Raw genomic sequence first — 14,829 nt, forward strand, 5'->3', positions numbered from 1 at the left:
TCGGCTAGGCTCGGAGCATGGAGGAGAAGCTCTCGAACGCTCCCGCGCTGGTGGAAGGTGCTGTCGCCCTGCCGGTCATCGACCGGCTGCTGCACGTCTCACGCCAGGCAGAGCTGCGCTTCGGCCGCACGTGCTCCCGCTTCGGGCTGCAGGCCTGGGAGTTCGACGTGCTCACCACGCTGCGCACCCAGTCGCCGCTCCACGAGATGTGCCCGGGGACCATCGCCGACCGGCTGCTCGTCTCGAACAGCACCATGACCAATCGTGTCAACCGGCTGGAGAAGGCCGGTCTGGTCGAGCGCCGGCTGAGTCCGGAGAACCGGCGCATCGTGATCGTCCGGCTCACCGACAAGGGCCGCGAGGTCGTCGACCAGGTGATCGCCGCCCGGAAGCAGACCGAGCGCGAGGTGCTCGGCCGCGGGCTCTCCGAGGAGGAGTCGAGCCAGCTGTCCGCGCTCCTCGGCAAGCTCGACACGGCGCTCGTCAGCCACGATTCGTGAGTTCCAGGCGCTCGTAGCGCCTGCCGTGGTAGATCAGCGGCTCACCGGGCGCGGTGCGCACCGCACGGACGTCGAGCAGCAGGACGCTGTGGTCGCCCGCGTCGATCGTGCGCACGCGTCGGCACTGGACGGCGGCCAGCGCGCCCGGCAGCACCGGGGCCAGGCCGTCGGCGCACTCGAAGCCCGTGCCGGCGAACTTGTCGTCGACGGGCGCCGCGAACCGCTCGGCCACCGGCCGCTGCCGGGCCGCCAGCATGTTGACCGCTACCGGCCCGGCCCCGGCGAAGAGCTCGTACGAGCGCGAGGACTTGGCCTGGCAGACCAGCATCATCGGCGGGTCCAGCGAAACGGACGTGACGGACGTGGCGGCGAAGCCGTACGGCACTCCGTCGGGCCCCGTGGTGGTCACCACGCACACGCCGCCGGCCAGCGCGGCCATCGCGTCCTTGAAGTGCGCCTCCAGGTCGTCGGACGGCGCGAGCAGCGATCCCCGGCTCATCGCTCGGCTCCTGCCGGGACGGGCACCTGCGCCTCGAGCCAGCGGCCGTCGGGACGGCCGAAGACGGCGGTGCCGTCCGCGCGGCGGGCGTAGACGCTGCGGCCCTGCCGCAGGGTCTGTTCCACGCGGCCGGTGAAGGTCCAGCCCTCGTAGGCGGACCAGCCGACCTTGGCGTGCGCCTCGTCGGCGCGCAGCCACCAGTTGGTGTCGGCGGAGACGAGGACGAGGTCCGCGTCGTGGCCCTCGGCCAGGGCGCCCTTGCGGCCTTCGAGGCCGAAGAGGCGGGCCGGGCCCTCCGCCATGACCCGCACGGCGATCTTCAGGGCCTCCTCGGCGTCGCCGCCGGGCAGCCGTCGGCGCAGTCCGGTGAGCAGCGCGGGGAAGAGTTCCTGCACCCCGGGCAGGCCGGGTGGGGCGTCGGGGGCGGGCAGCGCCTTGTCGGTGAGGGCGTGCGGGGCGTGGTCGCTGCCCACACTGGCGACCTCGCCACGGATGACGGCCTGCCACAGCCGGTCCTGGTCGGTCTGCTCCCGGATGGCGGGGCTGAGCCGGATGCGCGGGCCCAGCCGCAGCGTGTCGTCGGTGGTGAAGGAGAGGTGGTGCCCTGTGACCTCGAAGGTGATGGGGATCCCGGCCGCGCCCGCTGCGGCGAGCAGGTCGGCCTCCTCCTTGCTGGACACGTGCAGGACGTGCACGTCGGTGCCGTGCCTGCGGGCGAGTTCGATGAGCTTGGCGACGGCGACGATGCCGCCGCTGCGCGGCCGGTGGGCCTCGTACGAGCGGTAGGACCGGGGTTCGCCCTGCCACTGGTCGAGGAGCGTGAAGACGTCGTCGTCCTCGGCATGGAAGAGCAGCCGCAGGTTCTTGGCGGCGGCGAGCCGGAAGAGGCCGTCGAGCCGGGCGGGGTCGCGCAGCACGTGCGGGGCGGTGTGGTGGCCGGTGAGGAAGGCCTTGGCCGAGGTCGCCTCGCGCGGGGTGAACTCGTCGAGGAGCGTGACGTCGTCCGGGTTTACTCCCGCGTGGAAGCGGTAGTCGACCAGGCTGTTGCCCTCGATCAGCGCGTGCTTGGCGTGCGCGTCGGCGGGGGTGAAGGTGGCGGGGCGGGTGTTGGGCATGTCGATGACGGTGGTGACAGCACCCGCGACGGCCGCCCGCGACCCGTTGGCCCACTCTTCCTTTTCGGTGAGGCCGGGGGTGCGGAAGTGCACATGGGAGTCGATGAGGCCGGGCAGGACGTACAGGCCGGAGGCGTCGACCGTCTCGCGTGCCTCGGCGCGCGCGCCGGGCTCCAGGACGGCTGCGATGCGCCCGTCGCGCACGGCGAGGTCGGCACGGGTGACCTGATGGCCGTCGACGAGCCGGCCGCCGCGGACGAGGAGGTCGTAGGCCGGGGTGTGGTTCACAGGGTCCACGCGGTGCTCACCAGCTCCCTTGCGAGGTCGTTCGTCGGTCCCATGAGCGCCACGGCGCGGGCGTCGCGGGCCATGCGGTTGATGGGGTTGGAGATCACATAGCCGGCGCTGCCGAGCAGCCGGGCGAGGGTCTGTACGACCTCCTCGGCGACCTCGCCGGCGAAGATCTTGCTGTGGAGCGTGACCGCGCCGGGGTCGGGGGCGTCGCACCGCCCGGCCCGCTCGACGAGGGCGCGCGCGGCCTCGATGCGGGTGCGGACCTCGGTGAGGCGGAAGCGCAGGCCCTGGTGGTCGAGGAAGCCGCGCTTGCGGGCGGCCTCGAAGGCGTGGTCCCAGGCGGCCTCGGCGATGCCGACGGCGACCGCGCCCAGCGTCGCGCCGGACTGGCGGACGCCGGCGATGACGCGGTTGGCGCCGTCGCGCGGGCCCAGCATGGCGTCGGCGGGCACCACGCAGTTCTCCAGTTCGATGAAGCCGGTCGCCGAGGCGCGCATGCCGACCAGGTCGAGGCTGGTGTCCGGGGTGATGCCGGGGGTGTCGGCGGGGATGAGGAAGAAGCTCTGGCCGGTGGAGCCGTAGACCTCGCCGTCGTCCTCGACCTGGGTGGTCTGGGCGAGCACGAGGTAGACGTCGGCGAGGCCCGCGCCGGTGGTGAAGGCCTTGCCGCCGCTGATCGACCAGCTGCCGTCGGGCAGTTCCTCGGCGATGGTGGCGAGGTTGCGCTTGGCGGCACCCGCGCCCGACTCGCTCCAGGCGGAGGCGGCGAGCCACTCGCCGGAGGCGAGCTTGGGCAGCAGGTCGCGCTGCTGCTCGGCGGTGCCCCACTCGACGATGCGGCTGGAGACAGCCAGGTGCTGGAAGACGATGATGGCCGTGGACGGGTCGTGGCGGGCTATCTCGGCGATGCGCCGGTTGACCGCCAACTGCTCGGCCCCTGCCCCGCCGAGGTGGGTGGGCGCCACGAGGCCGGTGACGTCCGAGGCACGGACGGCCGCCAGCACCTCGGGGGACGGCCTGCCCTCCCGGTCGGCCGCCGCCGCGTGCTCGGCGAGGGCGGTGAGCAGGGTCTCGCGGCCGGTCGCCGGGGTGTCGCTGAGTTCAGCGGTGGGCATAGGGGAGCGCCTCCTTCTGCGCGTACGGCTGGAGCCGTTCGAGGGTGAGCGAGCCGGTGAACTCCACGGACTTCTGCGCGACGCTCACCCAGGCGAGGGTGTCCGCGGGCGTGTTCCCGGTGACCGCGGCGCGCACGGCGGTGGTGCCGCCCGCGGTGCGGATGGTGAGCGGGGCGCCGGGGACGGCGGCGCTGCCGGCCAGCGCGTACGGAACCGTGCCGACCATCTTGCTCGCCGCGCCGACGCAGACCGCCCCGGTGAGGGCGATGGTGGGGTGCCAGGTCGGCACGGAGATGGCGCGGACGGCGATGGTGCCGTCGCCGTCGGGCAGCAGGGCCGCGATCTTCGGGAAGGCCCCGCCGCGGGGCAGCCCGTAGACGTCGGCGGCTGCGCTGCGGATCTGCTGGAGCACCTCGAAGAGCCGCGGGTCGTCGGTGAAGAGCTGGTCGGCGTCGCGCACGCCGAGGTCGGCGGCGTTGACGAAGACGTAGGGGTTGCTCACCGACACGCAGCTCGCAGTGATGCTGCCGTCCTCGTAGACGAGCGAGGTGGTGGGCCCGCCGCCGTAGGTGAGGGCGTCCAGGCACACGGCCGGGTGGTGCATGAAGTGGGCGGTGAAGGTGGCGCGGTCGCGCTCGCAGTCGTCGACCTCGCACACCACGTGGTCGCCGTTGTTGAGAACGTTGACCCGCACCCGGTGGTCGGGGGCGAGTCGGTGCACCCAGCCGAGGCGACTGGCGACCATCACCGAGGAGAGCACCGAGTGGCCGCAGCTGCCGTGGAAGTCGAAGCGCGGCTCGGTCCCCGGCATGACCTGCACGAAGCGGTAGTCGATGTCGAACAGGGGGTGCCTGGAGGGCGCGATGAGCGCGATCTTGGTGATCTTCTCCAGGCCGCCGCCGTGCTCGGCGAGGTGGCGCACGGCCTCGCGCAGTGCGGGCTCCAGCTCCTCCTCGCGCTCGGGCAGCGCGTCGGCGGGCAGGGTCAGGGTGGGGCTGGGACTGCCCTTTGCGTAGGCGATATGGGCTTGTATCACGCCGCCTCCCTCGTCGGGAGCGCGGTGGTGCGCAGGGCGCCGAGCTGCTCCCGCCAGATCTGGTGGACCATCAGCGACCAGATGGCCAGCGCGCTGGTGTCGCTGGGCCGCTCGATCTGGCTGCTGATGAGGTTCTGCACGGCCGCGGCATCGAGCTGTCCCCCGGCGCGCAACGCGGCGGGCGACAGGGTCTCCTGGGCGTGCTCCAGCAGCGCCTCGCCGGGCCGCAGCATCGCGGTGATGGGCAGGGTGAAGGGCTGCTTGGGCCGGTTGAGGACGGAGTCGGGCAGCAGTCCGCGGGCCGCCTGGTACAGGGCGCGCTTGCCCTCGTGGCCGCGGACGCGGAACTCCTCGCGCAGGCCGAGGGCGAGCCGGGTCACGGCGGGCTGGCAGAACGGCAGCCGGACCTCCACGGAGCTGGCCATGCTCAGGTGGTCGACACGGCGCAGGTGGTAGGCGGGCAGCCGCTCGTCGACCTCGAAGGAGGTGATGGCCGCCAGCCGGTCGCCGGTGTCGCCGAACTTCTTGCCGAGGGTGTCGCGCAGGGTCTCGTACGCGCCGCCGTGCTGCTTGAGGTAGGCGCGGTAGTCGTCGGTGTAGAGCGACTGGCGCAGCTCGCCCGGGACCGCGGCGAGGGCTTCGAGGTAGTTGTGGGCCCAGTCGCCCTCGCCGTCGAGGAGGGCCTGCTTGATGCGCCCGTACCCGCCGAAGATCTCGTCGGCGGCGTCGCCGGTGACCGCGACCTTGAAGCCGGCGTCGCGCACGGCCTGGAAGAGCAGGTAGGTGCTGATCGAGATGGGGTCGGCGTTGGGCTGGCCGAGGTGCCAGACGACGTCGCGCAGCAGCTCGGGGAATCGGGCGGGGTCGGCCTCGACCTGGTGGTAGCGGGTGCCGTGGCGCTGGGCGACCTCGCGGGCGAAGTGCCGCTCGTCGAAGGGCCAGTCGCCCTGGTAGGCGATGTTGAAGCTGGTGAGGTCGGGCACGGTCTCCGCGAGGAGCGCGGTGACCAGGCTGGAGTCGAGGCCGCCGCTGGTGATCGCGGAGATGGGGACGTCGGCCAGGGCCAGCAGCCGGGTCTGCTCGCGCAGCACCTCCTGGAGCCGGGCTCCGGCGCTCTCCAGGTCGGTGAACTGCTCGTCGGAGGCGATGTCGTCGCGGCGGACGGTGCGCAGCCCGCCGGCGGCGGTGAACGAGGCGGTGGTGGCGCGGGGCAGGACCTGCACCGAGTCGACCATCGTCTGCTCGCCGAAGGGGGTCTTGCTGGCGAGGTAGGCGTCGAGGCCCGGCAGCCAGGGGTCCCAGCCGATGCCCGGCAGCGAGAGCAGGGCGGGCAGCTCGGAGGAGAAGTACAGCGCGCCGCGCTGCCGGTCCCAGCGGTAGTAGAGGGGCTTCATGCCGGCCTGGTCGGTGGCCAGCACGAGGGTGGGCTCGCGGCGCAGGTCGAGGACGGCGATGGCGAACATGCCGTCGAGGTGCTCGGCGAAGCCCACGCCGTAGTGGTCGTAGAGCGCCGGGAGGATGCTGCCGTCGCAGTGGTCGTCGAAGGTGTAGCCGAACGACCGCAGCCGGGTGCGGAGTTCGTCGTGGTTGTAGATCTCGCCGTTGAAGACGACCTTGACGCGCTCGCCCAGAGTGTAGGGCTGGTCGCCGTGGTCGAGGTCCATGATGGCCAGCCGGTTGTTGCCGAGCGCCCAGCCGTCGCCCGCGGCCTGGTACTGCGCGTCGGGGCCGCCGTGCCGCTGGAGCAGCGCGACCGCGCGCAGGTGGTTCGCGGAGTGCTCTCCGCCGAAGTGTCCGTAGATCCGGCACATGGCTGTGCGTTACCTCACTTCACGTCAGGGGAGACGCCGGCGGCCTGGTAGAGCGCCGGGTCGAAGGGGGTAGGCCCGCCGCAGGTGGTGAACGGCTCGGCCTCGGGGCCCGTGTGCGGGTTGCGGGCGCCGTGCGGAATGCCGGGGGGCGCGTACAGGACGTCGCCGGGGCGGACGTCGTTCCACTGGTCGTGCATATAGAGCTGGCCGATGCCCTCGAAGGCGATGAACGCCTCTTCGCTCTCGGGGTGGACGTGCACATTGAAGGTCTGGCCCGGCTGCTGGACGCCGCAGTGCAGACACAGTCGCGAGGAGCCGGTGCCCGGCCAGAACACGAAGTTCATGACGGCCCCCTCGCCCTCGGTGGGTGCCTCGCCGATTCCGGAGAATCCGCGCAGCTGGGTCTCGCTGTCGGTGAGGGCGCCGGTGGTCTTCGGGGACGCGCCCGCGCTCTCGCCGCCGATGAGCTGGGAGCGCCAGACGTAGGCGGTCAGCCCCTCGTCGCCCGCGGTGAGTTCGAGCGTGCGGCCGGTGGGCGAGTAGAGGGCGGAGGTGCGGCGCAGCTCGGTGCGCGCGCTGCCGATGTCACCGTGGCCGGATCCGGCGAACACGACGACGACGTTCTCCTCCTCGAAGGACCAGCCCTGCCGCCAGACGGCGTTCGGGGCGACCTCGACGACGTTGAGCTTGACCTTCTGCGCGCCGATGGCCGGCCCGACGGGCTCGGCGACCCGGCCCCAGTCGAACGTCGAGAATGCGAATTCTGCACGGCGGACTATCGCGCCCTTGACGGTGTCGGCACCCACGCCGAGCCTCCCTTGTACTTGACTGGTGCTTGAGCTGCCCTTGACTCGGGCTGGCCCTTGAGAATCTAGGAGGAGAACCGGTCGAACACCAAGGGAAATCGCATGCGATTAAGATTTATCCGCGCATGTGAAGGGGCCATTAAATTTCGTTGGCCGGCAGTATGGCCAAGCGAACGGACAGCGAACACGCGGACATGCGAAAAGGGCCATCCCCGCGTTGCGCGGGTGGCCCTGACGGAAATTGCAAGCGATTATTCGGGGATAACCGAAAGAGCGGTGTCGACGATTGATGTGAGCTGCTTCTCATCCGGCACGGAAATACTCATGACGCGCAGCGCCTGAACCATTGCCGTGAGAAATCCGGCGAGCGAATCGACATCAGCGTCGGCGGAGATCTCGCCGGCCGCCCTGGCGGCGTGGAGCGCGGCGGCGAAGGCGCCCTTGAGCGCTTCGATCGCGTCCCGGGCTATACGGGCGGCGCCGTGGTCGTGCGGGACCCGCTCGACCACGGCGCTCACCAGCAGACAACCGGGGCGCTCGGGGGTGCTGAGCGACTGGTCGATCCGGTCGAGCAGCAGGTCCCGTACGGCCTGCCGGAGCGGGACGCTGCGCAGCAGCTGGGCCTGGAGGTCGTGCGTCGTGAGCTTCACGTAGTGCCGCAGGGCCTGCGCGTACAGCTCCTGCTTGCTGCCGAACGCGGCGTAGAGCGAGCCCTTCCCGAGACCCGTGGCGGCGCACAGGTCCTGGACGGAGGTGGCCTCGTAGCCCTGGCGCCAGAAGAGCTCCATGACGGCGCTCAGCACCTCGTCCACGTCGAAGCCTCGGGGTCGTGCCATGGCGACGACTGTAGGCAGTTGTGGACCGCTCGGTCAACCAAGTCCCGCTGCATGGCGGACATTTCGGAACCAGGCGACTGGATCGCGCCAACTTTCTTTACCGCTCGGTCCACTTCAGGGACGCCTTGACAGCGAGCGACGACACCGCGATAACGTACATTCCCACATCGAACAGTTCGTCAACGAACTCTGTCTGTTCGCTGGACCACCCCCGACCCTTGCGAGGAGCGCCACCATGCCCAACACCGTCCGCCGAGCCTCCATCAGCAGCGAGCTGGCCCAGAAGATCATCGAGGCTGCCGACGCCGCCGCGCTCGCCACCGACAAGCGCTTCGGCATCTCCGTCGTGGACGAGAGCGGCCACCTGAAGGCCTTCCTGCGCCAGGACGGCGCGAAGCTCATCACCCTCCAGGTCTCGCAGGACAAGGCCTACACCGCCGCCGCCTCCCAGCTCTCCACCGAGCAGTGGTCGGAGAACCTCAAGAAGGACGAGGTCATCGGCAACGGCGCGCCCACCGGCATCGCCCGTCTGGTCGCCCTCGGCGGCGGGCTGCCCATCGTGATCGACGGCGAGGTCGTCGGCGCGATCGGTGTCTCCGGCGGCCACTGGACCGACGACGTCAAGATCGCCGAGGCGGGCCTCACCGTGGTGAGCTGACCCCTCGACCGACCCCCTGCGCCGGCCTCTCCCCGCCCCCTGTCGGGGAGAGGCCCCCGCCCCGCCTTCGGCCGGGCCCCCTTCCCGCCCTCGCGCCATTCCTTCGGGAGAAGTCGCCATGCCCATCGCCCTGTTCGTCCTGGGCCTCACCATCTTCGGCCTCGGCACCACCGAGTTCATGATCGCGGGCCTGCTCCCCGAGCTGGCCGACGCCTTCGATGTGACGGTCCCCCAGGCGGGCCATCTCATCTCGCTCTTCGCCGTCGGCGTGACCGTCGGCGCCCCGCTGATCACCGTGCTGGCCTCGCGTGTTCCCCGCAAGGCCACCCTGATCACCCTGTTGGTGATCTTCCTCGCCGGTGAGCTGGTCGCCGCGACCGCGCAGAGCTACGGCGTGCTCATGGCCGCCCGCCTCATCACCGCCGTCGCACACGGCTCGTTCTTCGGCATCGGCGCCGTGGTCGCCGCCTCGCTGGTGGAGCCGGCCAAGCGCGCCCGGGCCATCTCCATCATGTTCGGCGGCCTGACCATCGCCACCATCGCGGGCGCCCCGCTCGGCGCGTTCCTCGGCCAGCACTTCGGCTGGCGCGCCCCCTTCTGGGCCGTCTTCGCCATCGGCGCCGTCGGCCTCGTCGGCGTCATCTCCCTGATCCCGCACCAGCCCCGCGAGGAGGGCGCGAGCCTGCGCGGCGAGCTGACCGCCTTCCGTCGCGTCAACGTGTGGCTGGCGCTGGCCACCACCCTGCTCAGCCAGGCCTCGCTGTACGCCGCGTACACCTACGTCACCCCGCTGCTCACCGACATCACCGGCTTCCGCGAGAGCGCCGTGCCGCTCCTGCTGACCCTCTTCGGCGTCGGCACGTTCTGCGGCAGCTGGCTCGGCGGCAAGTTCGCCGACCGCAACCTGATGCGCACCCTGTGGATCGGCATGATCCTGCTCGGCGGAATGCTGCTGCTCTTCCAGGTCACCGCGCACAACAAGGCGGCCATGGTCGTCACCCTCGCGGCCTTCGGCGTCGCCAGCTTCCTCATCAACCCGGGCCTGCAGACCCGGGTGATGAACGAGGCGGGCGACGCCCCCTCACTGGCCAGCGCCGGCAACATCTCGGCCTTCAACATCGGCAACGCGGTGGGCCCGTGGACCGCCGGCCTGGCCATCTCCGGCGGCCACGGCTACCTCTCCCCCGCCTGGGTCGGCACGGCCTTCGCGGCCGCCGCCCTGATCACCGCGCTGGCCTCCACCGCCCGCGACGCCTCCGCCCGCCGCACCGCCGGCGCGCCCGCCCCGGCCGAGGCCGTCACCGCCCCCGCGGCAGCCCAGCGGTGACCCCCTCACCCGCCTGACAACGCTCCAGCCACCGAAGGGAATTGCCGTGCCCGTCGTCAACGTCGCCCTCTGGAAGGGCAACAGCACCGACCAGCGCCGCGAGCTCGTCACCGAGCTGACCGACTCCGTCGCCCGCATCGCCGACTGCCCCAAAGAAGCCGTCACCGTCATCCTCACCGAGGTCGAGAGGGACCACTGGGGCAAGGGCGGCCGGCTCGCGAGCGAGCTGTAGGCACACCAGCGACCGGCCGACCAAGGAGCAGACGACGATGGAGCAAGGCAGACAAGCAGCGCCGACCGTACGGCCGGACGACCCCCGCTACGCGGTGCTCACCAGCGGCGTCAACCAGCGCTGGCGGGCCGCCCCCGACCGGATCCGGCTCCCCCGCACCACCGCCGAGACCGTCGCGGCGGTCCAGGACGCGGTGGACGCGGACGCCCGCCTGTCGGTGCGCAGCGGCGGACACTGCTTCGAGGACTTCGTCTTCCACCCCGGCGTCGAGGCGCTGCTCGACATGTCCGCGATGAACGCCGTCGTGTACGACGAGGAGCACCGCGCCTTCTCGGTCGGCCCCGGGGCCCGGCTGCTCGATGTCTACGAGGCCCTCTTCCTGGGCTGGGGCGTGACCGTGCCGGGCGGGGTGTGCGCCACGGTCGGCGCGGGCGGGCATGTGGCGGGCGGCGGCTACGGCCTGCTGTCCCGCTCTCTCGGCCTGGTCGTCGACCACCTCTACGGCGTCGAGGTCGTCGTCGTGGACGCGGCGGGCCGGGCCCGCGCGGTCGTGGCGACCCGCGAGGACACCGGGGCGCTCGGCGACCTGTGGTGGGCGCACACGGGCGGGGGCGGCGGCAGCCTCGGCATCGTGACACGCTATCTCTTCCGCAGCCGTACGGCCCGGGGGCCGGCACCCGCCGACGCGCTGCCCGAGCCCCCCGCCGAGGTGCTGGTGAGCGCGGTGGCACTGCCCTGGGACCAGCTGACCCCGAAGGGCTTCGCCGGACTCCTCGGCGCGTACGGGGCCTGGCACGAGGAGCACGCCGCCCCGGGCTCCCCCGAATCCGCCCTGGGCAGCCTGCTGATGCTCAACCACCGCGCAGGCGGCACGGTCGGCATGCTCACCCAGGTCGACGCCACCGTGCCCGGCGCCGAGAAGCTCCTCGACGGCTATCTCGACCGGATCGCCGACTCCGCGGGCGTGCGGCCGCAGCCTGTCCACCACCCCGTCGGAGAGTTCGGCCCGATGCCCGAACTGGTGCGCCCCAAGCGGCTGCCGTGGCTCACCGCCGCCCGCTACATCGGCACCAACACCCCGGTCCTCAACGACCCGACGCTGCGCGGCAAGCACAAGTCCGCGTACGCGCGCACCGCCCTGACCGAGGAGCAGCTGCACACGGTGCACACGCACCTCACCCGCGTCTCCCCCGGCGAGAGCCCCAATCCGCAGCTCATGCTCGTGGCCATGTCCTACGGCGGCGAGATCGCCGCCACCGCCCCCGGCAGCACGGCGGTCGCCCAGCGCGACTCCGCGTACAAGCTGCTCTACCAGGCATTCTGGACCGATCCCGAGGACGACGCGGCCAACGTGGCCCGGGTACGGGAGCTGTACCGCGGCGTGTACGCGGACACCGGCGGGGTGCCCGTGCCGGGGCCGCGCTCGGACGGCGCGTACATCAACTACCCGGACGCCGACCTGAGCGACCCCGGGCACAACGCCTCGGGCGTCCCGTGGACCACGCTCTACTTCAAGGACAACTACCCGCGGCTCCAGGCAGCCAAAGCGCAGTGGGACCCGGGCGACCGGTTCCGGCACGCCCAGTCGATCGGACTCCCCTCATGACCCAGCGAACCCCTGTGCTCATCGCGGGCGGCGGCCCTGTCGGGATGCTGCTCGCCGCCGAACTCGGCGGATGGGGCGTCGACGTCGTGGTCGTCGAGCCCCACCCGCACACCCAGGACACGCCCCGCGCGGGCACCCTGCACGCGCGCAGCGTCCAGTCGCTGCTGCGCCGCGGCTATCTGCGGCTGCGCGACCGCGGCAGCCTGGAGACGGAGCAGGAGACGTCGTTCCACTTCGGCGGCGAGCCGATCCTGCGGATCGCCGCGCCGACCGCCGAGGGTCCGCCCATTCACGGGCAGCCGCAGGCCGCCCTGGAGCAGGTCTTCGAGATGCGCGCCCGGGAGCTGGGCGCCGAGATCCGGCGCGGCCACCGTTTCACCGGCCTGCGGCAGGACCCGGACGGGGTGACGGCGAGCATCGAGGGGCCCGAGGGCCCGTACGAGCTGACCGCCGGCCATCTGGTGGGCTGCGACGGCGCGCGCAGCGACGTGCGGCGCGCGACCGGGTTCACGTGCACGACCCACGAGGCGACGTTCGCCGCGATCGTGGGCCTGGTGCGGCTGCGCGACCCGTACGCCGTGCCGCCCGGCTGGACGCGTACCGCCGAGGGCTGGCTGCTCGCCAATGTGAACCCCGTGGGCCACAGCCGCATCATCACGCACGACTTCCGGCTGCCGCTGCCCGAGCGCGGCTCCCCCGCCACGCCGGAGGAGCTCCAGAGCACCCTCTCGCACATCCTCGGTCGGCCCGCCGCCCTCGACGACCCGGCCTATCTGGACCGCTTCAGCGACTTCACGCGCGTCGCCGACCACTACCGCACGGGCCGGGTGCTGTTGGCGGGCGACGCCGCGCATGTGCACGCCCCGCTCGGCGGCCAGGGCCTCAACACCGGTCTCCAGGACGCCTACAACCTCGGCTGGAAGCTGGCCCTGGTCGCCCGCGGGAACGCGGACGCGCGGCTGCTGGACACCTACGACGCCGAACGCAGGCCCGTCGCCGAGGCCGTCGTCGCCAACACCCGGGTCCAGGCGGCCGTGATGCGGCCGGGGCCCGAGAACGACCATCTGCGCGAGTTCACCGCCCGCATGTTCCGGCACACGGGCGTCAACCGCGAGGCCGCCGACGTCATCAGCGGCCAGGGCGTCTCGTATACGCCCGAGGGCACGACGGACCGGGTGGTGGGGCGGTTCCTGCCGAATCTGGCGCTGCGCACGCCCGAGGGCGTACGGACGGTGGCCGAACTCCTCACGCCGGGGCGGCCTCTGGTCCTGCTGCGGCCCGAGGTCGCCGACGCGCTGGAGCCGGTGACGGCCCGCTGGGGCGAGCGGGTGTCGACGCTGCGCGTCGACCCTGAGCCCGACTCGGCCGAGCTGCGTCTGGACATGGGCGCGCCGGTGCCGTGGAACGTCCTCGTGTGCCGCCCCGACGGCTATATCGCCTGGCGGGCGGCCGGGGCCGTCGACGAGAAGGGGCTCCAGGGGGCGCTGGAGGGCTGGTTCGGGCCCGTACGCGACCGCGTCGAGGTCTGAACAGGCTCGCGGACAAGGGTTCGCCGTTGCGGCACGCGGAGTGCCGCAACGGCGAACAGTCGTGTCTCAGGCCCTGCGCCCCATCTTGGCCTGGGACGCCTGGATGCCCCGCTCCAGGTCGCCGAGCAGGTCTTCCAGGACGCTCAGCCGCTGGTGCGGGACGTACTGGAGGGCGGCGCGCTGGACGCGTGCGGTCTCGGCCGCGAGGCGGTCGGCCATGGCCCGGCCCTCCTCGGTGAGCAGGACGCGCAGGGCTCGCCGGTCCCGCGGCTCCTGACAGCGCACCACGAGCCCGGCCCGCTCCAGGCGGTCGATGCGTGCGGTGATGCCGCCGGAGGTGAGGTTCACCCCGCGGGCCAGTCTGCTGGCCGACATGCCCTCGCCCTCGGCGCAGTGGCGCAGCAGGGCGAGCACTTCCACGTCGTAGCTGCGCAGTCCGTACTGCGCGCACAGGCTGATCAGCACGTCCTGGTGGGCCTGTGTGATGGACATCAGCCGTCCGAAGATGCCGCCGGGCGCGACGGTCTGGGCGGACGGCGAGGAGGTGGTGGGGAGGGTTCGGTGCCGGCCTGAGCGGTCTACCGGTGCGTTCATGAGTGTTCCCGTCAGTCCTCTGCTGGTGGTCTACCGGTGTCCAGGACGGCGGTGAGAAGCCCGGCCAGCATCGTGTGGATGGCCGGTCATGATGCGCTCAGCGGTGGCTGAGCGATGGTTCTTGGCCGATTGCCGACGGTGCTCGATGTTCACTTGGCCGGCATGGACGAAGACGTCCCGCTCAGTGCCATCGAAGAACCGCACCTCGGTCTCTGCCTCGGCCGACGCGCGGATGTGCGCGGCATCCTCACCCTCGCCGCGCGGTGAATCGGCGGTGCTGATCGAAGCCGTCACTGAAAACCCCCGTTTCGTATGTCATTCACTCATGCGAGGCGAAGTGCTGTCGTCTCTCTTCGTCCGGTCAACGCCACTGCCGTTCTCCCCTCTTGTTCAGACCGCATACACACAGATGAACCGGAGGGGCAGACCCTTCTCCTCGCGCACTCGGTGTGGTGGCGTGCGGTCGGGTGGTCGCGCCCGGCCGCGAGGTCCGAAGGCACCGAGCGCGTGCTCTGCACGTGGATGGCGGATTCCAGGACCGAGCCAAGCATAAATAGCGCTATTTATGTCTGATGTCGAGGGAGACGTGATGCGACTTGACCAAGTCCGGAGGTGCGAATCACCCCAAACGCCATAGGGGGCAGGTCCCGGGCGACGGACCAGCGACACCGCCCGCCCACTCCAGCCAGGAGCCCCACCGGGGAGGCCATGGGGCGTCATGACACGGCCGCCACCTGCCACTTGCGGCCTTTGAGTCGATTCGCACCGCTGGACTTGGCCAAGTCGCCTCACGTTTCCCTCTGTGTGGACAAACATAAATAGCGCTATTTATGCTTGGGGGACCTCGCCACCGGAAATCCCCCGTCTCCGG

General features: G+C 71.6%; 14 protein-coding genes. 6 read left to right on the forward strand and 8 right to left on the reverse strand.

The window, feature by feature from the left end:
• The first annotated feature begins 17 nt into the window (after nt 1-17).
• On the forward strand, nt 18-500 hold the full coding sequence (locus tag ADK64_RS26660; RefSeq protein WP_053662741.1) for a MarR family winged helix-turn-helix transcriptional regulator: 483 nt from the start codon (nt 18-20) through the stop codon (nt 498-500).
• Here the strand turns inward: ADK64_RS26660 and ADK64_RS26665 are convergent.
• The 7 genes from ADK64_RS26665 to ADK64_RS26695 all read right to left on the reverse strand — a co-directional run bounded on the left by ADK64_RS26665 (nt 484) and on the right by ADK64_RS26695 (nt 8,012).
• Nucleotides 484-999 carry a flavin reductase family protein gene (locus ADK64_RS26665; RefSeq protein WP_053662743.1) on the reverse strand — a complete coding sequence of 172 codons (516 nt, stop codon included), beginning with the start codon at nt 997-999 and terminating at the stop codon, nt 484-486. The genes ADK64_RS26660 and ADK64_RS26665 overlap by 17 nt on opposite strands.
• Complete coding sequence (locus ADK64_RS26670) at nt 996-2,411, reverse strand: dihydroorotase (protein ID WP_053662745.1); 1,416 nt, start codon at nt 2,409-2,411, stop codon at nt 996-998. Before ADK64_RS26670 ends, ADK64_RS26665 begins: the two co-directional genes overlap by 4 nt.
• Nucleotides 2,399-3,523, reverse strand: coding sequence for an acyl-CoA dehydrogenase family protein (locus ADK64_RS26675; RefSeq protein ID WP_053662746.1), 1,125 nt, complete (start codon nt 3,521-3,523; stop codon nt 2,399-2,401). Before ADK64_RS26675 ends, ADK64_RS26670 begins: the two co-directional genes overlap by 13 nt.
• On the reverse strand, nt 3,510-4,559 hold the full coding sequence (locus tag ADK64_RS26680; RefSeq protein WP_199829714.1) for a PrpF domain-containing protein: 1,050 nt from the start codon (nt 4,557-4,559) through the stop codon (nt 3,510-3,512). Before ADK64_RS26680 ends, ADK64_RS26675 begins: the two co-directional genes overlap by 14 nt.
• Nucleotides 4,556-6,370 (reverse strand): asparagine synthase (glutamine-hydrolyzing), encoded by a 1,815-nt coding sequence (gene asnB / locus ADK64_RS26685; RefSeq protein WP_053662748.1) that lies wholly within the window; start codon nt 6,368-6,370, stop codon nt 4,556-4,558. Before asnB ends, ADK64_RS26680 begins: the two co-directional genes overlap by 4 nt.
• Nucleotides 6,371-6,384: 14 nt before the next feature.
• Nucleotides 6,385-7,176 (reverse strand): cupin domain-containing protein, encoded by a 792-nt coding sequence (locus ADK64_RS26690; protein ID WP_053662749.1) that lies wholly within the window; start codon nt 7,174-7,176, stop codon nt 6,385-6,387.
• Nucleotides 7,177-7,427: 251 nt separating this feature from the next.
• Nucleotides 7,428-8,012, reverse strand: coding sequence for a TetR/AcrR family transcriptional regulator (locus tag ADK64_RS26695; protein ID WP_063789949.1), 585 nt, complete (start codon nt 8,010-8,012; stop codon nt 7,428-7,430).
• Nucleotides 8,013-8,247: 235 nt separating this feature from the next.
• Here ADK64_RS26695 and ADK64_RS26700 point away from each other — a divergent pair, with 235 nt between their 5' ends.
• The 5 genes from ADK64_RS26700 (at nt 8,248) to ADK64_RS26720 (ending at nt 13,364) form a co-directional block, all read left to right on the forward strand.
• Entirely contained in the window at nt 8,248-8,670 is a 423-nt protein-coding gene (locus tag ADK64_RS26700) for a GlcG/HbpS family heme-binding protein (protein ID WP_053662753.1), read from the forward strand.
• Nucleotides 8,671-8,788: 118 nt separating this feature from the next.
• On the forward strand, nt 8,789-9,997 hold the full coding sequence (locus tag ADK64_RS26705; protein ID WP_053662755.1) for a Cmx/CmrA family chloramphenicol efflux MFS transporter: 1,209 nt from the start codon (nt 8,789-8,791) through the stop codon (nt 9,995-9,997).
• A 46-nt stretch (nt 9,998-10,043) separates the two neighbouring features.
• Nucleotides 10,044-10,229 carry a tautomerase family protein gene (locus ADK64_RS26710; protein WP_053662757.1) on the forward strand — a complete coding sequence of 62 codons (186 nt, stop codon included), beginning with the start codon at nt 10,044-10,046 and terminating at the stop codon, nt 10,227-10,229.
• A 37-nt stretch (nt 10,230-10,266) separates the two neighbouring features.
• On the forward strand, nt 10,267-11,835 hold the full coding sequence (locus ADK64_RS26715) for an FAD-binding oxidoreductase (RefSeq protein WP_053662759.1): 1,569 nt from the start codon (nt 10,267-10,269) through the stop codon (nt 11,833-11,835).
• Nucleotides 11,832-13,364, forward strand: coding sequence for an FAD-dependent monooxygenase (locus ADK64_RS26720; protein ID WP_063789950.1), 1,533 nt, complete (start codon nt 11,832-11,834; stop codon nt 13,362-13,364). Before ADK64_RS26715 ends, ADK64_RS26720 begins: the two co-directional genes overlap by 4 nt.
• A gap of 66 nt (nt 13,365-13,430) precedes the next feature.
• Here ADK64_RS26720 and ADK64_RS26725 read toward each other — a convergent pair whose 3' ends face one another.
• Nucleotides 13,431-13,958, reverse strand: coding sequence for a MarR family winged helix-turn-helix transcriptional regulator (locus ADK64_RS26725; protein WP_053662762.1), 528 nt, complete (start codon nt 13,956-13,958; stop codon nt 13,431-13,433).
• Nucleotides 13,959-14,829 lie beyond the last annotated feature (871 nt).

Origin of the sequence: Streptomyces sp. MMG1121, assembly GCF_001280015.1 — a bacterium.
Lineage (GTDB): Bacteria > Actinomycetota > Actinomycetes > Streptomycetales > Streptomycetaceae > Streptomyces.

Bases quoted from the DNA above. Each gene is read 5' to 3' on its own strand.
- ADK64_RS26660 (WP_053662741.1), top strand. From the start codon at position 18: ATGGAGGAGAAGCTCTCGAACGCTCCCGCGCTGGTGGAAGGTGCTGTC.
- ADK64_RS26665 (WP_053662743.1), bottom strand. From the start codon at position 999: ATGAGCCGGGGATCGCTGCTCGCGCCGTCCGACGACCTGGAGGCGCAC.
- ADK64_RS26675 (WP_053662746.1), bottom strand. From the start codon at position 3,523: ATGCCCACCGCTGAACTCAGCGACACCCCGGCGACCGGCCGCGAGACC.
- asnB (WP_053662748.1), bottom strand. From the start codon at position 6,370: ATGTGCCGGATCTACGGACACTTCGGCGGAGAGCACTCCGCGAACCAC.
- ADK64_RS26695 (WP_063789949.1), bottom strand. From the start codon at position 8,012: ATGGCACGACCCCGAGGCTTCGACGTGGACGAGGTGCTGAGCGCCGTC.
- ADK64_RS26700 (WP_053662753.1), top strand. From the start codon at position 8,248: ATGCCCAACACCGTCCGCCGAGCCTCCATCAGCAGCGAGCTGGCCCAG.
- ADK64_RS26705 (WP_053662755.1), top strand. From the start codon at position 8,789: ATGCCCATCGCCCTGTTCGTCCTGGGCCTCACCATCTTCGGCCTCGGC.
- ADK64_RS26715 (WP_053662759.1), top strand. From the start codon at position 10,267: ATGGAGCAAGGCAGACAAGCAGCGCCGACCGTACGGCCGGACGACCCC.
- ADK64_RS26720 (WP_063789950.1), top strand. From the start codon at position 11,832: ATGACCCAGCGAACCCCTGTGCTCATCGCGGGCGGCGGCCCTGTCGGG.
- ADK64_RS26725 (WP_053662762.1), bottom strand. From the start codon at position 13,958: ATGAACGCACCGGTAGACCGCTCAGGCCGGCACCGAACCCTCCCCACC.